The following is a 21489-nucleotide window of genomic DNA, read 5'->3' as shown; positions in this document are numbered from 1 at the left end:
CTTACACGACTTTTGAGAGCGCGAATGTCAGAGCTAGCCCCATCAGCGAAATTATCGTTTCGCAAAGGGACCAAGTTTTGAACGTCTGGCCAACGGTCATGCCGAAATACTCTTTGATGAGCCAAAATCCACCGTCGTTGACATGAGAGAAAATCAATGACCCCGATCCCGTTGCCAACACGAGCAATTCGGCACTCACGGCCCCGTGGGCCGCTGCCGAGATCGGTGCAACGATGCCGCACGCCGTGGTCATCGCGACGGTTGCAGACCCTGTTGCGAGCCGTATAAGAGCCGCTACAGACCACCCTAGGAGTAAGGGCGAGAGATGTGCGGCAGACGCGGTCTTCACCAGTTCCTGTGAGATTCCACTGTCGTGCAGCACATTACCGAAACCTCCGCCGGCACCAACGATTAACGTTATCCCGGCAATAGGTCCGAGGCATTCCCCGCAAAATTTCTGGATGTGCTCGCGATTGAAGCCGCGCGACGAACCAAAGCTCCAGAAACTGAAGAGCAATGCAAGCAGCAGCGCAACGTCGGAGTCTCCGATGAAGTGGAAAATCTCATTCGGCCACGTTTTTGGTGCGACAAACGTGTCGGCCGAACTACCGATCAGCATGAGAATCACTGGTAGCAAAATGCTGAACAACGTGATGCCAAAGCCAGGCAGGTCGCGCTTCAGTCCATCCTCTCGGGAATTCACGAACTGTGATGCCAAAGCGTTGTCCCTAGGTAGTTGTATACGCTTGTGCATCAGGAGCGCGAACAGAGGGCCAGCCACGATTGCGGTAGGAATACCAACGACCAGGCCGTATACGATTGTGCGGCCAATGTCTGCGTGATAGGCTTGGACCGCAAGCATCGCAGCCGGATGCGGTGGGACCATCCCGTGCACTACGGAGAGGCCTGCGATCATTGGCAACCCCACAAGCAGTAGCGACTTATTCGTTCTTCTGGCGACATTGAATGCTATCGGAATGAGAAGTACGAAGCCGACTTCGAAAAATACTGGCAGACCCACGATGATTGCGATGCACATCATCGACCAATGGATGCGTTTTTCTCCGAACCGTTGTATCAAGGTGTTGGCGACGCGCTCTGCCCCGCCCGACTCGGCCATCATCTTGCCGAGCATGGTGCCCAGTCCGACCACAATCGCGATGTGTCCGAGTGTCTTGCCGTTGCCCGTCTCAAATGCCGTGACGATCTTGCTCATCGGCATACCAACAGCAATCCCAAGGAACAGCGAGACGATGATAAGAACAAGAAAGGGGTAAACCTTGTATCGCGTGATTAGCAGGATCAACAGAGCGATGGCAACGAGCGCGCATACCAGTAGCGTGCTGCCGCGAACAGGTTCCACGTTGTGTCTCCCTTTCAGTCCAGCGTCAGTGCGCGGACGCCGGGCTGGATGCGACGATGAGCTGATTTCCGGAATCTAGGAACGTCGAGTCCACCCCTCGAACGGAAAACAAAGAACGCAATACCGAGCAGCTGCACAGTTTCGTCACCCGAGCTAGGCCTCGAACCGGCGACAAGAAGATGACCGCCTTTCTCAGTGACGTCAGACGCGGGAGCGGACAGCTCGAATACCCTACGGAAATCACCAGTCCGGCGCGAGTGATGCGAAGCATGCTAGCCCAACCCGTCTAACGCGCAACTATCTGAACAGGTGTGCGCGATCAAACACGATGTGTTTTCTTGTCATGCAGACAAGAATGATGCCCTCAATTCAATACATCATTTCACGAGGGACGTTAAATTCAGAGTGAAATTTCGCTAAAGGTCGCTAAAGTCAGCTTCATATGGGCGCGCTGCAGCGCCCTGTCGCGGATGGGGGCGCCCGAGTCGCATGCCCAGTCAGCGACGATGCCTTTCCCGGAGTCGGTTGCAGGGAGCGCGGTGCGCGCTTAACCAGAAGCTCGACCGCCACTCTGCTCAACTGCGTCCAAAGGCTGCGGCAAAATCCTCTGAGTAGATTTCTGCCAGAGCAAGGCGCAGTGCCGCCGCACGCTCTTTTCCATATACCTCTTCAAATTGGGTCTGAGCCTTGCGCCAGAGACGATTCGACTCGGCAAGCTTCGCCCGACCATTTGGCGTCAGCTCGATGCGACGACTCCGGCCGTCGTGATTGTCCGGCCGCTGCAAGACATAGCCGTCACGTTCGAGCGGCTTGATGTTGCGTCCGAGGGCTGACCGGTCCAGCACCAACGCGTACGCGAGATCGGTCATGGTTGGGCTGCCTGCACGTTCAATTTGAAGGAGAATTGAACGCTGCGCAGCACTAAGCCCGCACGGCTCCAGAACAGTGTCGTAGAGCTGCGAAAGTCTGCGGTTGGCCTTGCGCAGCGCTGCGCCATTACAGAAGAGCGGGTCTTTCTGATTCACTGTTGTCACTCGATTCTGCTCCGATATACCCGGAAACTTTGCCTGACGTCCGATTGCCCTACCAAGGTAGTTTGAATCACCCTGACGAATATTGGCACATGCACGTACATTCTGAATGAAATGTACGTGCATATGCCGATAAATATTGTAGTGGACAAGTGATCCGATGAGCACAACTCAGCCCGAGGGTGCTCCACTGCGAACGTCGCACCCGCATCCACGCGTGGCTGTTGCATTGGCAAGCCGGAGACGACGCGCAGCGGACGCCTCTGTGAGTCGTTGACGAACAGAGGCGTTTCTAACGAATTGAAATGCAGCTTTCAACCGAACAGGCCGACCAAGCGGGCGCAAGCGGTTGCAGATGGGCGCGTCGCACCGGCCTAACGGCCGGAGAGGGCCATACTGCCAAGGGGTAACTGCCCGATAATGACGTTTGGGGTAAATGAGCAGTTGTTGCGCACAGGGTCAATTTACCTTCACATCCTTGGACCGGTGTACGGTTTCTTTGGCCTCGGATTTTCACTCTACTTCGCCGCACAAGGTGCGGGACGCCTGAATTGGCCGCTCGCGGCAGAAGCGCTGCGCCTCGTGGTGTTTGCAGGTGTCGGTGCTTTGGTACTCCGTCTGACAGGGTCGCTTTCGTATTTCTTCGCGATTGGCGCTATTGCGATGGTCACCTACGGTACTGTCGTTGCCTGGTCAGTTGTTTCAGGGCACTGGACGTGCATTGGTTCACGTCGGACGACTTGAACACTTGCCAGCTCGATTCATTCGAACATCGTCGACGCTCCCTCGGTTTTTCAAGGCGTCCGTCCAGACGTGGAATGAACGCGCCTACGGTAGAGATGCAATTGTTAGATTCCATGGCATCCCGTCGATTGGTTTCGTTCGTTCGAGCGTGGGCGGCCGCATACACGAATATGACTCGATGACAGTCGGTGCGACACGCCGTCACTTCTATGTCTTATGCGTCTCGTGTATTCAACTCGGGAACGTGCGCGCAGAAACCTCCAAGTCCGGTTCTCGCCTCTATTATTTCGTAATTTGACAACGGCCTTTTGACTCAAAACGGCACGTGGCCGAAACTTGTATCAAATATCATCCATCAAAAGAGGAAGGCTGATCGCGTCGGTTAGCCTGTCGGTCTATGGAGACCCAATCGCGTAACAGACCACGCCCCGACCTTTATGCCTAGCTGGAGACTCAACAAAATATGAAGAAACAGTGGCTCGCTACGCCCCTCATGCTCTCGATCGCAGGAATCGCCTCCGCGCAGACTTCTGTTCAACTTTACGGCATCGTTGACGCCGGTATCACCTATCGCTCTAATCAGCGAACCGGATCGCCAGGGGATTACAGCGGACACTCAGATGTCAGCGTGACCAGTGGCAACTACTCAGGGAGTCGATGGGGATTGAAAGGAAAAGAGGATCTAGGGGGCGGCATGAGTGCTCTGTTCCTGCTGGAAGATGGGTTCGATATTACGAGCGGGAAAACCGGACAGAATGGCGGACTATTTGGGCGCCAGGCGTTTGTCGGTGTCAGCAATACGCAATTCGGGACGATCACGTTGGGCCGTCAGTATTCGTCGCTCAATGATTTCGTTGTTTCCGTGTCTCCTGTGGCTTTTGTCGGCGGCTACGGTGCACACCCCGGCGACATTGACGACCTTGACCAGACGGCCCGGGTAAACAATTCCATCAAATACACCAGCCTTACTTACAGCGGATTTGCGTTCGGAGCCCTGTACGGCTTTGGCGGACAGCCGGGCAGCCTGAAGCAGCAGAACACATGGAGCGTGGGTGCATCGTATGCGGGCGGCCCGGTACACGCGGGTATCGGTTACGAGCGCTCTGACAATTCAAAAACGGGTGCGACCGATCCAACCGTCGGGAAATGGAACGGCAGCGATGACGGCTTCTTCAATTCCTCGATTAACGAGGGATATGCGAGCGCCTTGTCGCAACAGATTGTTCACGCCGGCGCGACCTACGATATTGGACCCGTAACGGTTGGGGCAAACTACAGTAACGTTCAATACCGGCCGGGCTCAGACTCGCTGTTCAACGGCATCGCAACGTTCAATATCGTTGGTGCGTTTGCCCAGTGGAAGGTTCATTCGTCTCTGCGTCTCTTTGGGGGCTATAGCTATACTCGCGGCGGCAAGCCAGATGGAATCGAAGAGCGCGCGCAGTACCATAACGTAACTCTCGGCGCCCTGTACAACCTCACCAAGCGATCGACTCTATACGTTCTCGGCGGCTATCAGCACGCTTCGGGTGACACACTCAATGCTCTGGGCAATCCGGTTGCCGCAACCGCGTCGGTGTCTGACAAGGGGAACGGCAGTTCATCGGCGGCTCAATCACAAGCGATTATCACCGTAGGGATGCGCCACTTGTTTTGACTGGCATAACTGTATTTGGAGCAGTTTTGCACTACCTTGACGACAGTCGGTTAGCGCGGCTCCAATGACACCTGCGCATCGACGTCGGCCTTATTAGAAGCGGTTGGTCGTTACTGGGACGCCATAACAATCGCATGTCCGGCTGCTCGCCCATACGATGACGACGGCAGACATCAAACACCGACGCCAAGAGTCCCTCGAAAACGTCAGCGTGCACTGAAGTGCAGTCGCTGGAACAGCGGCTTGATTCCGTCATCTGCACCGTCACTTCGCAATCCCAGGTTTGGTTCGGTACTCGAAAATTGAATCCGCCACCCAGTGCCTGATTACGATTCCAGCCTGTCTACTAGTAGTTCTGGCTATCCATCTATAGTTCGCAAAACAAGAACCATCATCGCGGACAAGAATTTTAATTCTAAAGCGAAACAATTCCCGCGCCAAAATAAAGTATGGTTGCAATCTAACCGATAGAGACAGGTGTGCATCCTTTAGGGCGGACGCGGCACTGCCGTTTCATATCAACAGCGTAACGATCAAACGCAGACATCCGTTCATGACGTCAGCGGCTACCCCAATAACAGTCGCCATGCCTGATAACGTAAAAGATGCCAACCAGGCGTCGTCGAAACTATTTGACCGGTCACCTGCCTGGCGCGCGGTGAGGACTCGCCTTCCCCGTCTCCTCGCGGCAGGCACCGGTTGCCTGATTGTTCTCACTTTTACTTTGTTCGGAGAGCGTTGCGCGCATCGAGCAGTAGTCAATCACGAACGGATGGCTGGAAATGATCTGCTTATGTCTGTCGAACGGATTCTGAATAGCGTTACCCTGACCCGACAACCTGAACTTGCGACGCTCCCAGGAAAGCCATGCAATGATGCAAGACAGCCTCTGACCCGACTTCAGACATACATTCGATACGTGCGCGGCATCAATCTCGTCGAAGATGGACGTGTTTATTGTGCGACCGGCTTAGGACAAATCGACATCCCCTTATCCACGTATGTGATTGCAGGTGGGTCGGGCGTCAGTGTCAACCTTTTGCCGCAAACACCTTTTCATCCAAAGGATCCTGTTGTGGCGTTGTTTGTGCCAACAGCTCGCGACTCAGGGATCCTGTATCTGATCGCAGGTGACTACATCGCAGATGTCCTTTCCCATGGTGCTGGATACGGGTTGGAAGATGTAGTGTTGTCGATAGACAATTCAGGAACGCTCGACGGCAACAATGTATTTGCGCCTGCTACGAGGCCGGCAATATCAGGCAGCACCCGGATGCATTCTGCGAGATGGCCTCTATCCATTTCATTGTCTACCAACAACAGATTCCCGTCGCGACTGCACTGGCATTACCGTCTATATTTTGCAACTGCAGGCGCGATCCTGGATCTAGCCATTTTCGCGCTCTATCCGCTCGGATTTGGGCGAACCCGGAGGCTCCTCCGAGAGGTACGTCGCGGCCTGCGACATCGCGAATTTCACCTCGTGTACCAGCCTATAGTTGACGTCGTCAGTCGCCGTACCGTGGGCGTAGAAGCGTTGTTGCGCTGGGAACATCCCAAGAAAGGCCCGGTCGCACCATCCTCTTTCATGGGTGAAGTCGAATCGAGTCTCCTTCTGGCTGACGTCACAGAATTTGTATTGCGTACGGCAATAGTAGAGATAAGCAACCGTGCGCCTACGTTGCCATTGCGAGTGTCTGTCAACATCGCGGCAGGCGATCTGACCAGGAAGGGGTTTGCCGCCAAAGTGCTTTCCCTTCTCACCATGCTACCGGTCGGCGTTGGTCTCATTCTGGAACTTACCGAGCGATTTCTCGTGAATGAAGACCCGCATACACTTGACGTGTTTAATGAGCTGAAGGCAGCAGGCGTGCGATTCGCGATCGACGACTTTGGTACACACCACAACAATCTTGACCTTATCAGTCGCTTCCCGTTTGACTATGTGAAAGTGGACAGCCAGTTTGTGAGAAACCTCGATTCAGGTGGCAAGGAAATTATCGAGGCTATCGTAAGCGTCGCAGAACGTTTCGGATCAGCAACCATTGCTGAGGGTGTTGAGACTGAAGCGCAGCATCGCTTACTTCAAGAATCGGGCGTCTCGTTCTGTCAAGGCTACCTTTATCAGCGGCCAGTTCGGGCCGAGCGACTTACCAGGTCCCCCGAGTACCTTCCCGCTCTGGCAACAGAAACGCGCGGAGATTGAAGATGACATCTGTGCGAAGCATTGGCACACGCGTCTGGATCGGACACTCATGTGGGAACAAGCACCGTGTGCCTATCAAATCGACATCCCGGTTTTCCAAGACACGAGTCGTATTGAACTTCACGGCTGCTCGCCAACTCCGCGAGCTGTTGATCGAGAAGGGGAAAAAATTGCTGAAATCGTCTTGCCAGGATCGGTGTTGGACTCTTGGTCGTCGATGCATGGCTTTCGCCCAAGCAAAACTTTATCAACGGCGGGTTTTCGAGGAGGAGGTAGCCAATGTATCGCCAAGTATCGCAGCAATGGTGGCGGACCCAAGCGTCTTTCGAAGTCCATCATCTATCGAGTCATAGACTTGACTGAGCGTTACCCCAATGCCTCGACCAACCGGGCATGCCTGGCTGGGCTTCGAGGTATGCAGAGCAAAACGTGCACCCTCGCCCAGCGCATCAAAGACATTGAGCAAAGTGATGGCCTCAGCACTTTTTGCCAGACGCCATCCGGCATTGATGCCGCGATAACTCTCGACGAGACCTGCCTTACCGAGCAACCCCAGCGTACGCCGAATGACTACGGGATTGGTGTTGACGCTCTTTGCTATCTGGTCGGAGGTTACCGGGTCAGGATTGTTCCGCGCGACAAGTGCCATCCACGTCAGTACGTGAGTCGCCACGGTCAACCGGCTGTTCGCGCTCATAAAAACCTACGTATCCATGTCTGATGTAACTATATTTGTTACATCGAAACCTGTCAACCAGCATGCAAGTCGTACTGTGGCTTGTGCTAATTGCGGAGATGGTCTATGTTGTAACCAAAGCAGTTACAGCCGATGCTTGTGGCGCGTTGCGATTGCCACACCTTCGCCCGACAAGTCGGACCTGAACCGCTGCGTGCCCTATTTTTCAACAAACTAGAACCTTCAAGATGTCGACACTTTTAGACTCTCTCCAGATTGGTCAACTGATGCTTTCAAACCGCGTCGTCATGGCGCCGCTTACCCGCATGCGGGCGTTTTCTGAACGCAGCCCGGGGGCCATCAACGCCGCCCACTACGCACTGCGCGCAGGGGCAGGACTTATCATTACCGAAGCGACTTCCGTCACTCCTCAGGGCGTGGGTTACCCGAACACACCGGGCATCTGGACGGAAAAGCAGGTTGCCGGCTGGAAAGAAGTAACGTCGGCAGTGCACGGCGCCGGCGGCCTCATTGTGTCGCAACTGTGGCACGTTGGGCGTGTCTCCGATCCGATCTACCATGACGGCCGTCCTCCCGTGGCGCCAAGCGCGATTGCGCCAGAGGGCAACGTCAATCGCGTGCGTCCCCAGCGTCCCTATACTGTTCCTCGAGCACTAGAAACTGATGAGGTACCTGGCATCGTAGAAGACTTCCGGAGAGGGGCTGAGAACGCGAAACTTGCCGGGTTTGATGGCGTCGAGCTTCACGCTGCGAACGGATACCTGTTCGACCAGTTCCTGCACGATGGGTCCAACAAGCGAACTGACCGCTACGGCGGCTCAATCGAAAATCGCGCGCGTTTCCTGCTGGAAGCAGTGGACGCGTTGCTCTCGGTCTGGCCAGCAGGTCGAATCGGTGTTCACCTGAACCTGATGTCCAGCTCCTACTCGATGCACGACACTAATCCCCGTGCTCTATTCACGTATGTGGCCGAGCAGTTAAATGAGCGAAAAATTGCTTTCATTTTTTCGCGAGAAGCCTTGGAAGGCGGCGAAGAACGCATCGGCCGCGACGTACGCCGCATTTTCAAAGGCTCGTACATCGTGAACGAAGGACTGACAAAGGAAAGTGCCGAAACGGCTATTGAACGTGGCGAGGCTGATGCAGCGGCATTTGGACGCCCATTCATCGCTAATCCTGATCTGGTTGAGCGCTTTCGACGAAACGCCCCGCTTAACGGTGTCAATCTCGAAACCGTCTACACGAATGACGAAACTGGATACAACGACTACCCCTTGCTCGATCAAGCAGACTGATGTCGGAGGGCCGCCGATGGCGAACGGTCGCTGACGCAAAAGCAGCGTCACCACCGTTCCCCCGGCGGCTGCAACAACCTGCACGCGGCGTTGCTCCAAGGATGCCTCTGGTCCTCACGCCTTGCTTTTTTCGTAATCTTCGCCAAGAACGCGACCACCTCAGAAGTGAGATTGCATCGGTTTCGACCTCAAAAGTCAACGGAGTTACTTAGTAATGTTCGCCGGAAGTATCCAGCGACCAGAAATCACCGTTCAGGCCAACTGACCGGAATATCTCAAGGGCCTCGACCGGCGTCCATTTTTTCCAATCTGGATCGGCGTGATGGGAATACCAGCGCCGGGCGAGCTCCGCGAGCTGGGTAATGGGCATCACCGCCCCCAGTGGGAACTGATGCCTCTCTGCCCAAACTGTGACATCTTCTCGAGAGCGAAACGGGAGAACCCGCGCGCAAAAGTGATGCACGTTATTCCATGCCTTGCGCGGAGGTTCCGCGAAGTGGACGAAGAGTTCAGTCTGCAGTGGCACTCCATCTTGCATCTTGATCTCGATTGGTTCCGCTTCGCCGCCGATTCTGGTATGAACGGTCACCTTGTCTTTGACGAGTGCCGAGATGCCAAGCGCGCACCACATGCAGGGAGCCCACCAGCCTTGTTGAGGTCCCTGTACCCACGTGTGCGTAGGTGATGCAGAGAACGGGTGCACAACCCAGAGGCTGCGGCCGTCGGGATGGAGCACAACACCGTGGGATGCCTGTAGCCGGTGAAGCCCTGCATCAATGGCGCTGGCACTCAAGCCCAGCCTCTCTACCAGCTTCTCCTGAGATGGGGCATGACCATCCTGCATGAAGGTTGAAACAATTTGATGATGTATCAGTGAGTCAATCTGGGTCTGAGACATAAGATTTTCCGGCAATGCCGTACGGAGAGGGGTTTGGGAAGATGACTTTGGGCAAGGTATTGAAATTCGCTGCGCCTCTGTAGCGCTTAAAAAATTGCTGGCGAGGCGATAACCAGAAGGATACGCCTATGCGGCTGCCCTGACCTTCACGTCAGATCCGGTGCGCTTCAGTTCGGTCATGTCCTTTTCAAGCGCAAGAGGCAGTTCACGCGCAAGCAGCTCCAGCCACTCGCGCGTTTTGGCATCCACAAATTTCCTTGACGGCGTTAGTGCATAGACACCCACGTCGGTGGATTTCCAGTCCGGCAACACGTGAACGAGCGCGCCATTTAGCAGGTGGTCCAGCGTCGAATACGCGGGCAGCAGCGCAACTCCGACTCCCCGGAGAGCTGCGTTGACAACTGCCTCCGGAACGTCACTCACAAGAGGGCCATCCGGCATGAACGAGAATGTTTCATGTTTCCCCGTCAGCGCCCACATTGCGTCCAGCGACGGATTCACGAGTCTCAGACATGGATGCGTGCGCAGGTCCCTCGGATGGGATATCTCGGCTGAGGTCGATAGATATGCAGGAGACGCGACGAAAATGCTGTGCACACTGCCTATTCGGCGCGCAACCATCATCGAGTCCGGTAGGGAATGGGAGAGGTAGACACTCATGTCGGCTCCATCCGCGAGGAGATCAGGGGCCTCCTGGGACGTTCGATACTCCACCCGGATACGAGGATAGGTAACGCAGAACTCAGACAGCAGGGGCGCAATATATCGTGCGCCAAAGCTGGCCATGACCAGAACCCGGAGTCGCCCATTTGGCTCGGCATCGGATCCTGCCGCAATCTCTTCCGCCTTCGCCACAAGTTCGATGACCTGTCTACAGTGTTCAAGGTATCTCTCGCCGGCCTCTGTGAGCGCTAACCGTCGCGTCGAGCGTTGCATCAACTTTATCTGCAGCCGCGCCTCGAGATCCTTGATTAGTCGCGAGACCTGCGCCGTGTTCATATCCATCTGACTGGCCGCGCTCGTAAAGCTGCCAGTATCGATGACGTGAACAAATGTGTTCATGGCCTGAATCAGTCCAGCTTCGAGAAGTTTCTTCATAGTAACAAGCTTACTTTTGCGTCAAGAGTCTTTTGCAGGTGCCGCAATTGATCGACCGTTGACTTTCGTCCAAGGTATTCCAAGCCGCCATAACTTTGGCTGCCGACGGTGTGCCACCCACGCGCGTCATGAACACATGACCGAACGTCGGGCGACTCTGCCTGCGTAGGCGCCTCGCAGCGACGCGTAGATGTCCCGCGTTTGACTTTGCATAAATTATGACTATCATATATCTAAACGATTAATGAATGAACAAATCCGTCGACCAACCCTTCGCGTCGCGGCCGCGTTCCTCGTGACGCCACACACGCCCTCTTCTGATGAACACATCTGCACCTGAAGGCTTCTCATGGGAGAAGCAAAAACTCCTTCTTCTGATTGTCACAACGTCTCTCTGCGTGCTCGTCGTCATGGACGCCAATATGGTCGCTCTGTCTCTTCCGTCAATATCAAGGAGCTTCCACTCTGATTTCAATCAGCTCGAATGGGTGATCAGCGCTTACATGATCACCTTCGCGGCCTGCCTTCTTCCGGCAGGGGGACTGGCTGATCTGTATGGAAGGCGCAGCGTGTTGATGTACGGTCTGCTCATTTTTTGCGTGTCGTCCCTCGTTTGCGGTCTCGCGCCAAATACTCAGGTACTCAACATTGCCCGGGCTGTACAAGGCGTCGGCGCAGCATTACAACTTACTTCTGCCCTGGCAATTATTGCGAACGCATTCACTGACAGTGCATCGGCTTATCACGCCTGGGCGCTATGGGGTACCTGCATTGGTTTGACCACATGCGCGGCACCCGTGGTTGGCGGGATCTTCACAGCTTCGCTTGGGTGGAGGTCGATCTTTCTGGTCAACGTGCCCCTCGGCATCGTTATCTATTTCCTCGTCCGCCGCTATGTACCCGAATCCCGGAGCCTCGTTGCGAGACCAATCGACTACACCGGGAGTTTTCTTTTTGCAGGCATGCTAGCTCTGCTGATATGGGCTCTGATCACGGCAGGTGCCGCTGGCATATCAGCGCCCACGACGAAGTTCAAATTTGCCGTCAGCTTTGCATTGTTTGTGGTGTTTTTGGTCGTCGAAAATCGCCGGCTGCATCCGATGATCGACCTTGGGCTCTTTGCAATGCCAAGATTTTCAGCGGGTGTCGTGGGAATGTTCGCCTATGCCGCGTCGGCACAGGTGCTGCTCACTTTTTTTCCGATCTACCTGCAAACCTGGTTCCGTCTCTCACCGATGATGGCGGGTGCCGCAATGCTGCCATTTGCTGTGGCGATGGTCATCGGACCGAGTCTTGGTGTGCGACTTGGGCGAGGCAGGTCAGCGCATTACCTGCTTTCGCTCGGCCTTGTGGTCGTCTGTGCAGGTGATGCTGCATCCGCGTACGTGGTTACCAGTTCACACTACTTTCTCGTCGCCCTCGTAATGGCTGTCGTCGGTCTCGGAGCGGGGATACTGAACGGTACAACGCAGCGAGCGATCATGAATGAGGCCCCGGTCGATCGGGTCGGCATGATTTCCGGTATCGCCCAGACGACGCGGTTCGCGAGCATTGTGATGGCGGTGGGCGTACTTGGCGCGGTTATCGCACAGCGGGCGCACTCCACATTTTCAGGCCAGATCGCCGAAACGCTCGTACCACCAGCCGCCGCCAAGGCGTTTGTCGAGAAGGTATTGGCGGGTGATGTAGGGCACGCGGCATCGCTAGTTCAGGGAAATGCCTTTCCCCAAGCGCTCTCAGTCGCGCGCACGGGGAGCGTAGCTGGATTTTCGAGTGCCCTTCTGCTATCAGCGGGCATCGCGGTGGTGTCAGCTGTACTCATACTCCTCCTGATTTCGCGTGCGCAGCCGTCCCGCAAGGCCCAGACGAGCAAAGAAGCCGGGTCAGCCTGACTCCTGCCGTTATTAGTGATGGATGCAGTTTTCCGCACTTCCGGGCGCCACGTGTCTCACGCTCGATGCCAACGGCGATTGCCTCTATTTTTTCCGCGTTCAAGGAGTAACAATGGAATACAGATTCCTCGGTGGATCGGGCCTCAAGGTCCCGGCACTAAGTTTTGGCACCGCAACGTTCGGCGGTCAAGGTGAATTCTTCGGAGCGTGGGGACGCACGGTGGGAGATGACGCCCGCCGGATTGTCGATATCTGTCTGGACTCGGGCATCACAATGTTTGATAGCGCAGACATCTATTCGGCGGGACGCGCCGAAGAGGTACTGGGGGAAGCCATCAAGGGGCGCCGCAATCAGGTGCTGGTCTCCACTAAGGCCACCTTCCGGTCTGGACCGGGGCCCAACGATATCGGTTCCTCACGCCTTCATCTGATTGATGCCTGCAATGCGGCTCTCAGTAGATTGCAGACCGACCATATTGACCTGCTGCAGATGCACGGTTTTGATGCCTTCACGCCGATCGAGGAGACACTGGGTGCACTCGACGACCTTGTGCGCGCCGGCAAGGTGCGATATATCGGCTGCTCGAACTTCCAGGTTGGCACCTGATGAAGTCACTTGCGGTGGCTGATCAGTTAAACCTTCCGCGATATGTCGCGCATCAGGCTCACTACTCTCTCGTGACGCGCGACTATGAATCCGAGCTGATGCCGCTGGGCCTCGACCAGAAGGTAGGCGCGGTTGTATGGAGTCCGTTGGGCTGGGGCCGTCTGACTGGCAAAATCCGCAGGGGCCAACCTCTTCCGACCACAAGCAGATTGCACAAGACAATCGCCCAAGGACCGCAGATCAACGACGAGTATCTCTACCAGGTCGTGGACGTTCTGGACGATATAGCAGAGGAAACCGGAAAGTCCATCCCGCAGATTGCGCTTAACTGGCTGCTTCAGCGACCTACAGTGTCTACGGTAATCGTAGGAGCCCGCGATGAAGCGCAGCTTTTGGAGAACGTTGGAGCAGTGGGATGGTCTCTGACTCCAGAACAAATCGCCAAACTTGACAAGGCCAGCTGGATAAACCCGCCCTATCCATATTGGCATCAGCGGCGCTTCTCAGAGCGGAACCCGCCTGTCATCGCCGCCCCGTAATCATTCGTATGGCGCGTCGACGATTCCGGCGCGCCAGATAAAGTTAAAGCTGCTTCGCTCGAGAAGTGATCTGACGCCGTTGATTTTTCCGTCCCACAATGCATGCCCCATCCAAACGCAACACAGTTACCAACGCTTGCCGACTGCATCCTTTTTCCGCCTAAAGTAAACAAACGTCCAACCGCTTACAGTTGCATGCGCATCTAATGCTTTAGAAACAGCATTGCGCACGGATATCACGAGCACGGCACGTGCTTTCAAAAACTATCGGGTGGAACTGGCGAATTTCATTCTGGGAACATTCAAGGTCAATACGCAGCTTCTGCTCGCCTTTTCGATAATCATTGTCCTGTTGATCGGTTTCGGTAGTTTAGCCCTCTCGGAAGTAGATGCCGAGAACGGTCACGTCACCCACTTGGGGGACAAAAAGGCTCCCCGCCGTACCATACAGGTTTGAGATGCTGGCGGCGCTGCGTGATGCCCGGCTCAATGCTTATCGGAACCAGACCGAAATCGCTATCTCAACGTGAGGACGCCCTGCTGTTATCACGTCAATTACTATGCCTCGCCGACCCGTTGAAGCGATTCGAGTGCTTCCAGCAGTCGCTTGTTCGCTGAGCCCTTCGTGAAGCGCTGGACTTCGTTCTTGACACGCGTTTGAGCGACTGCCCAATGCGGCTCGGAGCGCCGCAACATCTTTGTTGCTTCCTTGCTGAGTGTCGCAAGCTTGTAACGCGCCTCTTCGTCGAGCGTGACGTCTACCCATCCTACGTTAAACAATACCTTGACACTCCGCGAGATCGTTGTTTTGTCCAGAACGACCTCTGCTGCGATTTCGTTGTATGTCGCGGAACGCAGCCGCTCAAGGGCTCGAAGCAGTGAGAACTGGTCGATTTTGAGCCCGATTGCCCACAAGGCATTGTCGTAGACGCTGGTCAGGGTGTTGGCAGACCGAAGAAACTGGGTACAGTAGCAATTTGTAAATATGCGTTTTCCCAAGGGGATGACGGAGGTAGTGTCATGATGCTGCGCGCGACAAAACCGGTCGATTGGTTCGAGAGCCTAGACCGTTCGCCGAGCAGATGTGCCTGCAACAGTATCGCGTGATTTCTTCTTTCCAAACTTGCAGGGTGCGCAGTCGCCGTCCAAGCCGCCGCTCAAATTTACGCACGGCGATGTGTCGGTGATTACCGAACCTATCGTTTTGCGCCTAAGCGGTGGCCGTCAACGCTAACAATGCATCTCGTCAATGGAGCGATTGCCAAGGGGAATAATAATTCCCATAGCTCATGATCTTCTTGATAATTATGCGCTTGCGGAGGTAACTCCAGCGGCCTAAGCTAACGACTAGCCATTCGCAACTTACCGATCTCGTTTGTGCGAATCAGCAACCACGGCTTTCAGCCAATTACTGGAGTATCAAACAATGCCTCTCGTTCGAATCAACCTTTCCAAAGACGCCTCCCAGGAAGTTGTAAGCGCTGTTAGCGAAACCGTATATGAAGCAATGATCGGCGTCGCCAACGTGCCGGAAGACGACAAGTTCCAGATCATTTCACGACACGCTCAGGACGAACTGGTTTATCCCGCCAATGGCTACCTCGGCGTCTCGTACACACCGGGCATTGTCTTCATCCAGGTAACGTGGAACGCGGGTCGTTCCATCGACGTCAAGAAGGCGTTCTTCAAGGCCGTTGCTGAAGGTATTCACGCAAAGGCGGGTGTTCGTAAGGAAGACATCTGGATTAGCCTTGTCGACGTCGTCAAGGAAAACTGGTCGTTCGGGAACGGCGAAATGCAGTACGCCCCCAAGGAATAACGACGCCATCAAGACCAGTCGACGACATCAGCGCGCAGGCTGAGTGCGTGGATCCTTGCGCTGCGAAAAAGGTCGCCAGTTTTGCTGGCGACCTTTTTCGCATTCTGCGCCGTTTGGCCCCGGAGCCAGTCCGTTAAGCGAAGAAAAAGTCCGTCGACAAAGCTTGCGCAGTAGAAGCCTTGCGACCAACTCGTCGGCACCCCAGACGGTTTCAACATCTGGTGCAAGCAGCGACCTCACCCAAACGTGCCGCCGTACGCGCCACCGTCAAGCATCAGGTTTTGTCCGGTAATGAAGCCTGCGCCAGCGCCACACAAGAACGCACAGGCAAGTCCAAACTCATCGGGCGACCCGAAACGACCAGCAGGAATCTGCCCCAACAACGTTTTCTCAGCGTCTTCAAGGCTACTGCCCGTATTTTTGACAATGGCCTTCGCGGCTGCGCCAAGCCGATCGGTGGCGTGATAACCGGGGAGTAAGTTGTTGATAGTTACGTTGTGCTTCACCACCTGCCGCGACAATCCAGCAACAAAGCCTGTCAGTCCGGTGCGCGCGCCATTCGACAATCCGAGAAATGCGATTGGTGCCTTCACGGCGCTCGATGTGATGTTGATGATTCGACCAAATCCCCGGGCAATCATGCCGTCAACAGTTTGGCGGATAAGCTCGATGGGAGCAATCATGTTCGAATCGACGGCCTTAATCCAGTCGTCGCGTCGCCAGTCGCGAAACTCTCCGGGAGGTGGTCCTCCAGCATTGGTGACCAGGATATCAATTTCTGGCGCAGCGTTCAGCGCAAGCTCCCGCCCCTCCGCAGTTGTGATGTCACACGCGACAGTGGCCACTGTCACGTTGGCCCTGGTCCGGATATTGTGAGCTGCGGCTTCAAGCGCTTCTTCGCCACGCGCAGTGATAACCAGATTGACGCCCTCCCCTGCGAGTGCCAACGCGCAGCCCAACCCGAGGCCTTTGCTCGCACCGCAAATCAGAGCAGTACGTCCTGCGATATTCAGGTTCATTTTCCTTCCTTGATTTTCCGTGTCATCGAACGGGTGCCAGAGGCACAGACAGCGCGTAATGCGCAAAGATCGCCAACATTCGGTTTCGGTTTCACCTGGCGTGGATCAAACGTCGGCCGAGGATTGAAACGTCACCCCATGTACCTCACATGGTTCTTGCTTGTGTTTTAGTCAAGACAACGCGGTCACAACATTAAATACGCGCATATGCACTTTTTTAACTATATTAGATGCGCGTATCTGCCCTGACAAGTTGGCCATTGCAAAGGAGTTTTGTCGACAGACGATGGATCGTCGCCTGTGAGTTTTGGTCAAATCAACCTTTACCGACAATGTTGAAAACTCCAGAGGCAGCCATGACAAATCAGGCCATTCAGCTAGTTGACGCGAATCGATTTCGTCCAACAGATTCCATGAAGATAGCCGTCGTACTGCGTGGTGATCTTCCAACCTGGAAGAAGCTAAACGTAACAGCATTCACCATGAGCGGTGTTGCAGGCATAGCCGACACGCTCGGAGAAATATATAAAGACGGTAGTGGCAACGAATACTTGCCGATGGTTAAAGACCCGGTAATGGTCTACGCATCGGACGAGCAGCAGCTTCGGCGCGTTCTTCAGAGAATTCGAACCCGTAATGTCCCATGTTCGATTTTCCCCGATGAGTTATTTTCTACATTTGATGATAGCGCCAACCGGGCTGCCGTTTCTGCCATACCGGATGACAGATTGAGTCTTGCCGGTCTCGCACTTCGAGCCGAAAAGAAAGTGGCGGACAAAATCCTGCGCGGACTGAAGCTCCATCCATAACGTCACAAGGCTGACGAATAGATTCGCGGGACTGCATTGTTTCTAAAGCTCATTTGCGGCAGCGTTGAAATACGAGATGGCGTAGTCGACAAAGACCCGCACCTTGGCAGGCATGAACTTCCGGTCGCTGTACGCAAGTCGAACATCGATGTCACTGCCAACAAGATCGTAGTCACTTAGTAACCGGATCAAACGACCTTCCCTGATCTCCTGAGCCACTAGCGTCTCTGGCAGGACGCCGAGGCCGAGTCCTTGAAGGACTATCTCCTTGCGCAACGAGGAGTTATTTGTGGCGATATCGAAATTGAGGTCGACATAGACGTCGCCACCCGCCTTCCGGAAATGCAGTGAGGGCGTTTGTATTGACGGAGGTAACGCTACAAACTTGTATTTCTCGAGATCCGATGGTGTCACCGGCGCGCCTTGTGCGGCAATATACGCCGGCGAGGAAACCAGCGATACCGGAATGCGTGTAAGCAATCGGGTGATCACCTTGTCAGTGGTCAACATAAAAGGCAGCAAAATTCCCAGATCGTATCCTTCCTCCACAAGGTCGACGGGCCGCTCTGTCAACGCAATGTCGAGATGTATAGCGGGGAACTCCTTCTTGAATTCCGCAATAAGCGGAACGAGAACGTTCACCGTAGCCGTCGTATGAGCAACAAGGCGAAGCATTCCCGTGGGTTCGGTGATACCACGCCGGGCCTCCGCTTCGATCGCATCCAAGTCGGCGAGAACCCTTGTGCAACCCAAAAAGAAACGTTCAGCCACTTCGGTTGTTGAGATATGACGCGTGGAACGGTGGAAAAGCCGAACGCCGAGCTTTTCCTCCAGCTCAGTCACGGATCGAGATACAACTGGCGTGGTCAGTCCCAGCACCTGCGCCGCCTTTGTAAAGTTTTTCACCTCGACAACAGTGCAGAAGACCCTCAGAGATTCAAGATGATCCATGGATAATCTCGGTTGCAGGATTGAACGGGCTGCAGTGCGCGACATTCCATAACAACGCACGCCCGTCAGACCCCACCCTCTGGGCCTTCACATGCTGAAGACGCTAGCGCTGGGGCCAAGCTCTTCTTGACAAGAGATCGGTTCTCGAAAAGAGAAGGAGACGAGCCACTCAAATCTCAATAAATGCGTTTCCAACAATCGGCCGACTCACGCGTCGTCAAATGAATTGTGCACGTCAGCAGCAAGGCGAGATTGCAGCGAGTATGGCACATACGAGCATATGCACGCATTGTGACGCAGCGAAAAGCTCTCGCAAGTTTCGCATTTTCGCGCCCGATCTTCCTGTGCGAATGTTACTGCCGATTCGACTCCACGTACAGTCTGTCAACAAGTCGTTGCCCTTCGCCAAAACCCGCGAGCAACGCCTGAGCCTCCGAATCGAATAACTGCTGAGACTCCCACGAGACGTCAGCCATCGAGTGCCTAACCTGTACCCGGCATGAATACATAGGAGCGAGCGAGAATCGTCGACTTAGAGTGGTCGTCCAGAGAGGCTCAACGTCCACTGCGACACTGGCTTGTCTGTATGAATAGGTCCGGTTCATGATTCTGAAATTGATTAAAACGGATCAATCGTCGCCCCCTCGGCTTCAAAATTGTTGGCTTGCGGTCCGTTCGTCAGCAGTTCAACGGTGCAATCCGACAAAGTCTTTCGCCTGATGAGCGATGCATCGGCCGTAGCCGTTACATTCGAGCGAATTGATTCCGACAAGAGCAAAGGGCCTTGTACTAGGAGCTACCACGGCAGCGGCAGTTGTCTTGAAAACTCCAGAATTCGTGAAAGGTGCACCGAATCTTACAGGCGCCAGTTACAGCGTTTAGCCCGCCGCCCTCATCGCCGTTCCCTCGCACGACCCGGTGTTTTCTGAATCTACAAACAAATGTCCGGACCACGAATTGACCTGGCTTTCTTCGGCGTGTATGCTGGCCACGGCTGCTTCCGCTTCCGGCAGCCCCGCCGGAAACGTCGACTCATCGGATTTCGGCCAGCAACTGGCCCGCTTCGACTCATCAGATTTCGCGTGAGCCGCCGATGCGAGATGGAGCTGGCCGTATCTCGAGTGAATGCCGCGAACGGCGTGCTGGTGGGTAGGGCGACAGCGCTAACATCTGATGGATGCGAAATCTTCATCGGAGGCCTCTCCCCCAGGCTAAGCCGCCTCCTATTGAGCGTCGGAAGCGCATACGGTGAGCATAATTAATTCAGGGGGCCGTGGAAATCCGTCAATCTGCAAGAGATAGTTGTTGGGACTGGCTGAATTTGGATATGTGTAGCCGCGTTCGCGCAAACGAGCCATCGATCGCAAAGTACGTGCTACAGAGTGGTCGTTCTCTGACCTGTCTGGATTTGCGTATGTTTCGAAATTGACGCCGCCTGCAGTGACGGACTTCCTCAATGATATGCGTACCGACCAGCTCGGACACGGCAATCTGGGATCAAGCTCTTTGCAGCTTTCTCCGCGCTACACCTGCTCCGCATTCTCTTCGGAAAGTTCTCGTCCGAGGCTTATGATAGAGCCCATCAAATCGCGCAAAGCCTTGGACTCTTTCTTTCCGAATTTCTTTTCAAATCGCTGCTGAATTTTTTCCCAAAGGGGCTTTGCAAGGCGATAAGCCTGCTGGCCCCGTGCAGTCAGGCTCACCAGTCGTGCACGTCGATCTTCACCGATTGAAATCTGCACGAGACCGTCTCGCTCGAGCGGTTGCAGGTTGCGCCCCATCGTTGTGCGGTCCATGGCCAGAATTTCGGCGAGTTCACTTAACGTCATTTCACCAAGCGACGCAATCCGCGACAGTATTGAATACTGAGTCGTCTTCAGTCCACTAGGGCGCAGCACTTCGTCATAGGCGAGCGAAAGGGATCGGGTCGCACTGCGCAACGAAGAACAATTACATTGAAGCGTATCCATTCAGGTTTCCTCGGCTGACACCTTAATGCTCAATTCTACGCGTATATGCAACAAACTCGCTAGACCAATGGATAGTAGCGTTTCAGTTCAGCATCAATGTTTCACATTCTGATGTAAGCGAGGGACGCCATGAGGATTTCCACGCCGGATCACGCAGGCTGTCAGGACTATCTTCAGAAGACGCAAGAGAGTTGCCGCGCTCGCAGGTTCGGGCAAATCGCAATCGAATACGCTAATACGATGCACGAGTAGCGACCTACGCATGAATATGCGAGCCGGGTGCGCAGTCCTAGGTGCGCAGTCATCTGCGCGCGGTTGGACCAACCTGGACGTCGTTGCGGGCACCTTACGTATTCGAGGCGGCTCGAACGCGCATCTGCCACAAGGAATCGGAGGGTCCGGAAAATGTATCTGGCACGCGGACGTCACCCCGGTCAGAACCTGCAGATGCCCGTACTGTATCGACGGGCGCTATCAGTGTCGTCGCTATATGCGGCTCGCTTCGCATATGGGGACAAGGATTTTGGCATGACGCCGGTCGCTCCGTGCGATGACGCGTATTTTATGAGCGTCAAGCTTCGCCCAATGTCGTCAGGACGAATGTGGTTAGGCGAGCGTCTCGTTTCAAACCTCCAGATGCAACTGCGTCTATTTGCAACCTGCTTCGCACATTTGAGCGATCAGCCGCATTCGGAAATGCTTGAGCCGTTTGATCTGGTGCGATTTCATGTACCTCGCTCGACGCTGAAGCAGTTCATTGACGACCAGGGCAGCAAGCAGATTGACGCACTTCGATGCCCGAAGCCCTAACAGTTGACCTGGTCTTGGGACATCTCACGTCATGCCCGATTCCGGCGCTAGAGCATCCCGAAACAGCATGCTCCCTGTTTGTAG

The 21489-nt window shown here is 54.8% G+C and carries 17 protein-coding genes and 1 pseudogene; 9 read left to right on the top strand and 9 right to left on the bottom strand.

The window, feature by feature from the left end; all coding sequences use genetic code 11:
- Position 1: 1 nt before the first annotated feature.
- Both P3T18_RS15345 and P3T18_RS15340 read right to left on the bottom strand, forming a co-directional pair.
- The gene (locus tag P3T18_RS15345) at positions 2–1363 is read right to left on the bottom strand and encodes a GntP family permease (protein WP_429300765.1); all 1362 of its coding nucleotides are present in this window, start codon (positions 1361–1363) and stop codon (positions 2–4) included.
- Between the two features lie 575 nt (positions 1364–1938).
- Positions 1939–2388 (bottom strand): MarR family winged helix-turn-helix transcriptional regulator, encoded by a 450-nt coding sequence (locus tag P3T18_RS15340; protein WP_429300764.1) that lies wholly within the window; start codon positions 2386–2388, stop codon positions 1939–1941.
- A gap of 1213 nt (positions 2389–3601) precedes the next feature.
- Between P3T18_RS15340 and P3T18_RS15335 the strand changes: the two genes are divergently transcribed.
- The gene (locus tag P3T18_RS15335) at positions 3602–4795 is read left to right on the top strand and encodes a porin (RefSeq protein WP_429300763.1); all 1194 of its coding nucleotides are present in this window, start codon (positions 3602–3604) and stop codon (positions 4793–4795) included.
- A 586-nt stretch (positions 4796–5381) separates the two neighbouring features.
- Positions 5382–7001, top strand: a complete 1620-nt coding sequence (locus P3T18_RS15330) for an EAL domain-containing protein (RefSeq protein WP_429300762.1) — start codon at positions 5382–5384, stop codon at positions 6999–7001.
- 247 nt (positions 7002–7248) lie between these two features.
- Here the strand turns inward: P3T18_RS15330 and P3T18_RS15325 are convergent, their stop codons facing one another.
- Positions 7249–7650: an RrF2 family transcriptional regulator gene (locus P3T18_RS15325; protein WP_429301107.1), complete on the bottom strand. Its 402-nt coding sequence runs from the start codon at positions 7648–7650 to the stop codon at positions 7249–7251.
- 275 nt (positions 7651–7925) lie between these two features.
- Between P3T18_RS15325 and P3T18_RS15320 the strand changes: the two genes are divergently transcribed.
- The gene (locus P3T18_RS15320; RefSeq protein WP_429300761.1) at positions 7926–8993 is read left to right on the top strand and encodes an alkene reductase; all 1068 of its coding nucleotides are present in this window, start codon (positions 7926–7928) and stop codon (positions 8991–8993) included.
- Between the two features lie 208 nt (positions 8994–9201).
- Here P3T18_RS15320 and merB read toward each other — a convergent pair whose 3' ends face one another.
- Positions 9202–9891 carry an organomercurial lyase gene (gene merB / locus P3T18_RS15315; RefSeq protein ID WP_429300760.1) on the bottom strand — a complete coding sequence of 230 codons (690 nt, stop codon included), beginning with the start codon at positions 9889–9891 and terminating at the stop codon, positions 9202–9204.
- 126 nt (positions 9892–10017) lie between these two features.
- Positions 10018–10989, bottom strand: a complete 972-nt coding sequence (locus tag P3T18_RS15310; protein ID WP_429300759.1) for a LysR family transcriptional regulator — start codon at positions 10987–10989, stop codon at positions 10018–10020.
- Between the two features lie 320 nt (positions 10990–11309).
- Between P3T18_RS15310 and P3T18_RS15305 the strand changes: the two genes are divergently transcribed.
- The 3 genes and pseudogenes from P3T18_RS15305 to P3T18_RS15295 all read left to right on the top strand — a co-directional run bounded on the left by P3T18_RS15305 (position 11310) and on the right by P3T18_RS15295 (position 14484).
- Complete coding sequence (locus P3T18_RS15305) at positions 11310–12881, top strand: MFS transporter (RefSeq protein WP_429300758.1); 1572 nt, start codon at positions 11310–11312, stop codon at positions 12879–12881.
- A gap of 112 nt (positions 12882–12993) precedes the next feature.
- A pseudogene (locus P3T18_RS15300) lies at positions 12994–14027 on the top strand (aldo/keto reductase).
- A 223-nt stretch (positions 14028–14250) separates the two neighbouring features.
- Positions 14251–14484 (top strand): hypothetical protein, encoded by a 234-nt coding sequence (locus tag P3T18_RS15295; protein WP_429300757.1) that lies wholly within the window; start codon positions 14251–14253, stop codon positions 14482–14484.
- 101 nt (positions 14485–14585) lie between these two features.
- Here P3T18_RS15295 and P3T18_RS15290 read toward each other — a convergent pair whose 3' ends face one another.
- Positions 14586–15026, bottom strand: a complete 441-nt coding sequence (locus P3T18_RS15290) for a MarR family winged helix-turn-helix transcriptional regulator (protein WP_429300756.1) — start codon at positions 15024–15026, stop codon at positions 14586–14588.
- Positions 15027–15453: 427 nt separating this feature from the next.
- Here P3T18_RS15290 and P3T18_RS15285 point away from each other — a divergent pair, with 427 nt between their 5' ends.
- Positions 15454–15846 carry a tautomerase family protein gene (locus tag P3T18_RS15285; RefSeq protein WP_429300755.1) on the top strand — a complete coding sequence of 131 codons (393 nt, stop codon included), beginning with the start codon at positions 15454–15456 and terminating at the stop codon, positions 15844–15846.
- 236 nt (positions 15847–16082) lie between these two features.
- On the opposite strand, the gene P3T18_RS15280 is transcribed toward P3T18_RS15285, so the two are convergent.
- Complete coding sequence (locus P3T18_RS15280; RefSeq protein WP_429300754.1) at positions 16083–16865, bottom strand: SDR family oxidoreductase; 783 nt, start codon at positions 16863–16865, stop codon at positions 16083–16085.
- 356 nt (positions 16866–17221) lie between these two features.
- Here P3T18_RS15280 and P3T18_RS15275 point away from each other — a divergent pair, with 356 nt between their 5' ends.
- Positions 17222–17674, top strand: a complete 453-nt coding sequence (locus P3T18_RS15275) for a DUF2000 family protein (protein ID WP_429300753.1) — start codon at positions 17222–17224, stop codon at positions 17672–17674.
- A 42-nt stretch (positions 17675–17716) separates the two neighbouring features.
- Here the strand turns inward: P3T18_RS15275 and P3T18_RS15270 are convergent, their stop codons facing one another.
- Complete coding sequence (locus P3T18_RS15270) at positions 17717–18625, bottom strand: LysR family transcriptional regulator (protein ID WP_429300752.1); 909 nt, start codon at positions 18623–18625, stop codon at positions 17717–17719.
- 1523 nt (positions 18626–20148) lie between these two features.
- Positions 20149–20595 (bottom strand): MarR family winged helix-turn-helix transcriptional regulator, encoded by a 447-nt coding sequence (locus P3T18_RS15265; protein WP_429300751.1) that lies wholly within the window; start codon positions 20593–20595, stop codon positions 20149–20151.
- Between the two features lie 528 nt (positions 20596–21123).
- Here P3T18_RS15265 and P3T18_RS15260 point away from each other — a divergent pair.
- Positions 21124–21405 (top strand): hypothetical protein, encoded by a 282-nt coding sequence (locus tag P3T18_RS15260; protein ID WP_429300750.1) that lies wholly within the window; start codon positions 21124–21126, stop codon positions 21403–21405.
- Positions 21406–21489: the final 84 nt, after the last annotated feature.

Source organism: Paraburkholderia sp. GAS199, assembly GCF_050436585.1.
In the GTDB taxonomy this organism is placed as follows: Bacteria; Pseudomonadota; Gammaproteobacteria; order Burkholderiales; family Burkholderiaceae; genus Paraburkholderia.
This window is presented reverse-complemented; position numbering and strand designations above follow the sequence as displayed.

Coding starts and splice junctions, on each gene's coding strand:
- P3T18_RS15335 (WP_429300763.1), top strand. CDS start 3,602: ATGAAGAAACAGTGGCTCGCTACGCCCCTCATGCTCTCGATCGCAGGA.
- P3T18_RS15330 (WP_429300762.1), top strand. CDS start 5,382: ATGCCTGATAACGTAAAAGATGCCAACCAGGCGTCGTCGAAACTATTT.
- P3T18_RS15325 (WP_429301107.1), bottom strand. CDS start 7,650: ATGGCACTTGTCGCGCGGAACAATCCTGACCCGGTAACCTCCGACCAG.
- P3T18_RS15320 (WP_429300761.1), top strand. CDS start 7,926: ATGTCGACACTTTTAGACTCTCTCCAGATTGGTCAACTGATGCTTTCA.
- merB (WP_429300760.1), bottom strand. CDS start 9,891: ATGTCTCAGACCCAGATTGACTCACTGATACATCATCAAATTGTTTCA.
- P3T18_RS15310 (WP_429300759.1), bottom strand. CDS start 10,989: ATGAAGAAACTTCTCGAAGCTGGACTGATTCAGGCCATGAACACATTT.
- P3T18_RS15305 (WP_429300758.1), top strand. CDS start 11,310: ATGAACACATCTGCACCTGAAGGCTTCTCATGGGAGAAGCAAAAACTC.
- P3T18_RS15285 (WP_429300755.1), top strand. CDS start 15,454: ATGCCTCTCGTTCGAATCAACCTTTCCAAAGACGCCTCCCAGGAAGTT.
- P3T18_RS15280 (WP_429300754.1), bottom strand. CDS start 16,865: ATGAACCTGAATATCGCAGGACGTACTGCTCTGATTTGCGGTGCGAGC.
- P3T18_RS15275 (WP_429300753.1), top strand. CDS start 17,222: ATGACAAATCAGGCCATTCAGCTAGTTGACGCGAATCGATTTCGTCCA.
- P3T18_RS15270 (WP_429300752.1), bottom strand. CDS start 18,625: ATGGATCATCTTGAATCTCTGAGGGTCTTCTGCACTGTTGTCGAGGTG.
- P3T18_RS15265 (WP_429300751.1), bottom strand. CDS start 20,595: ATGGATACGCTTCAATGTAATTGTTCTTCGTTGCGCAGTGCGACCCGA.
- P3T18_RS15260 (WP_429300750.1), top strand. CDS start 21,124: ATGACGCCGGTCGCTCCGTGCGATGACGCGTATTTTATGAGCGTCAAG.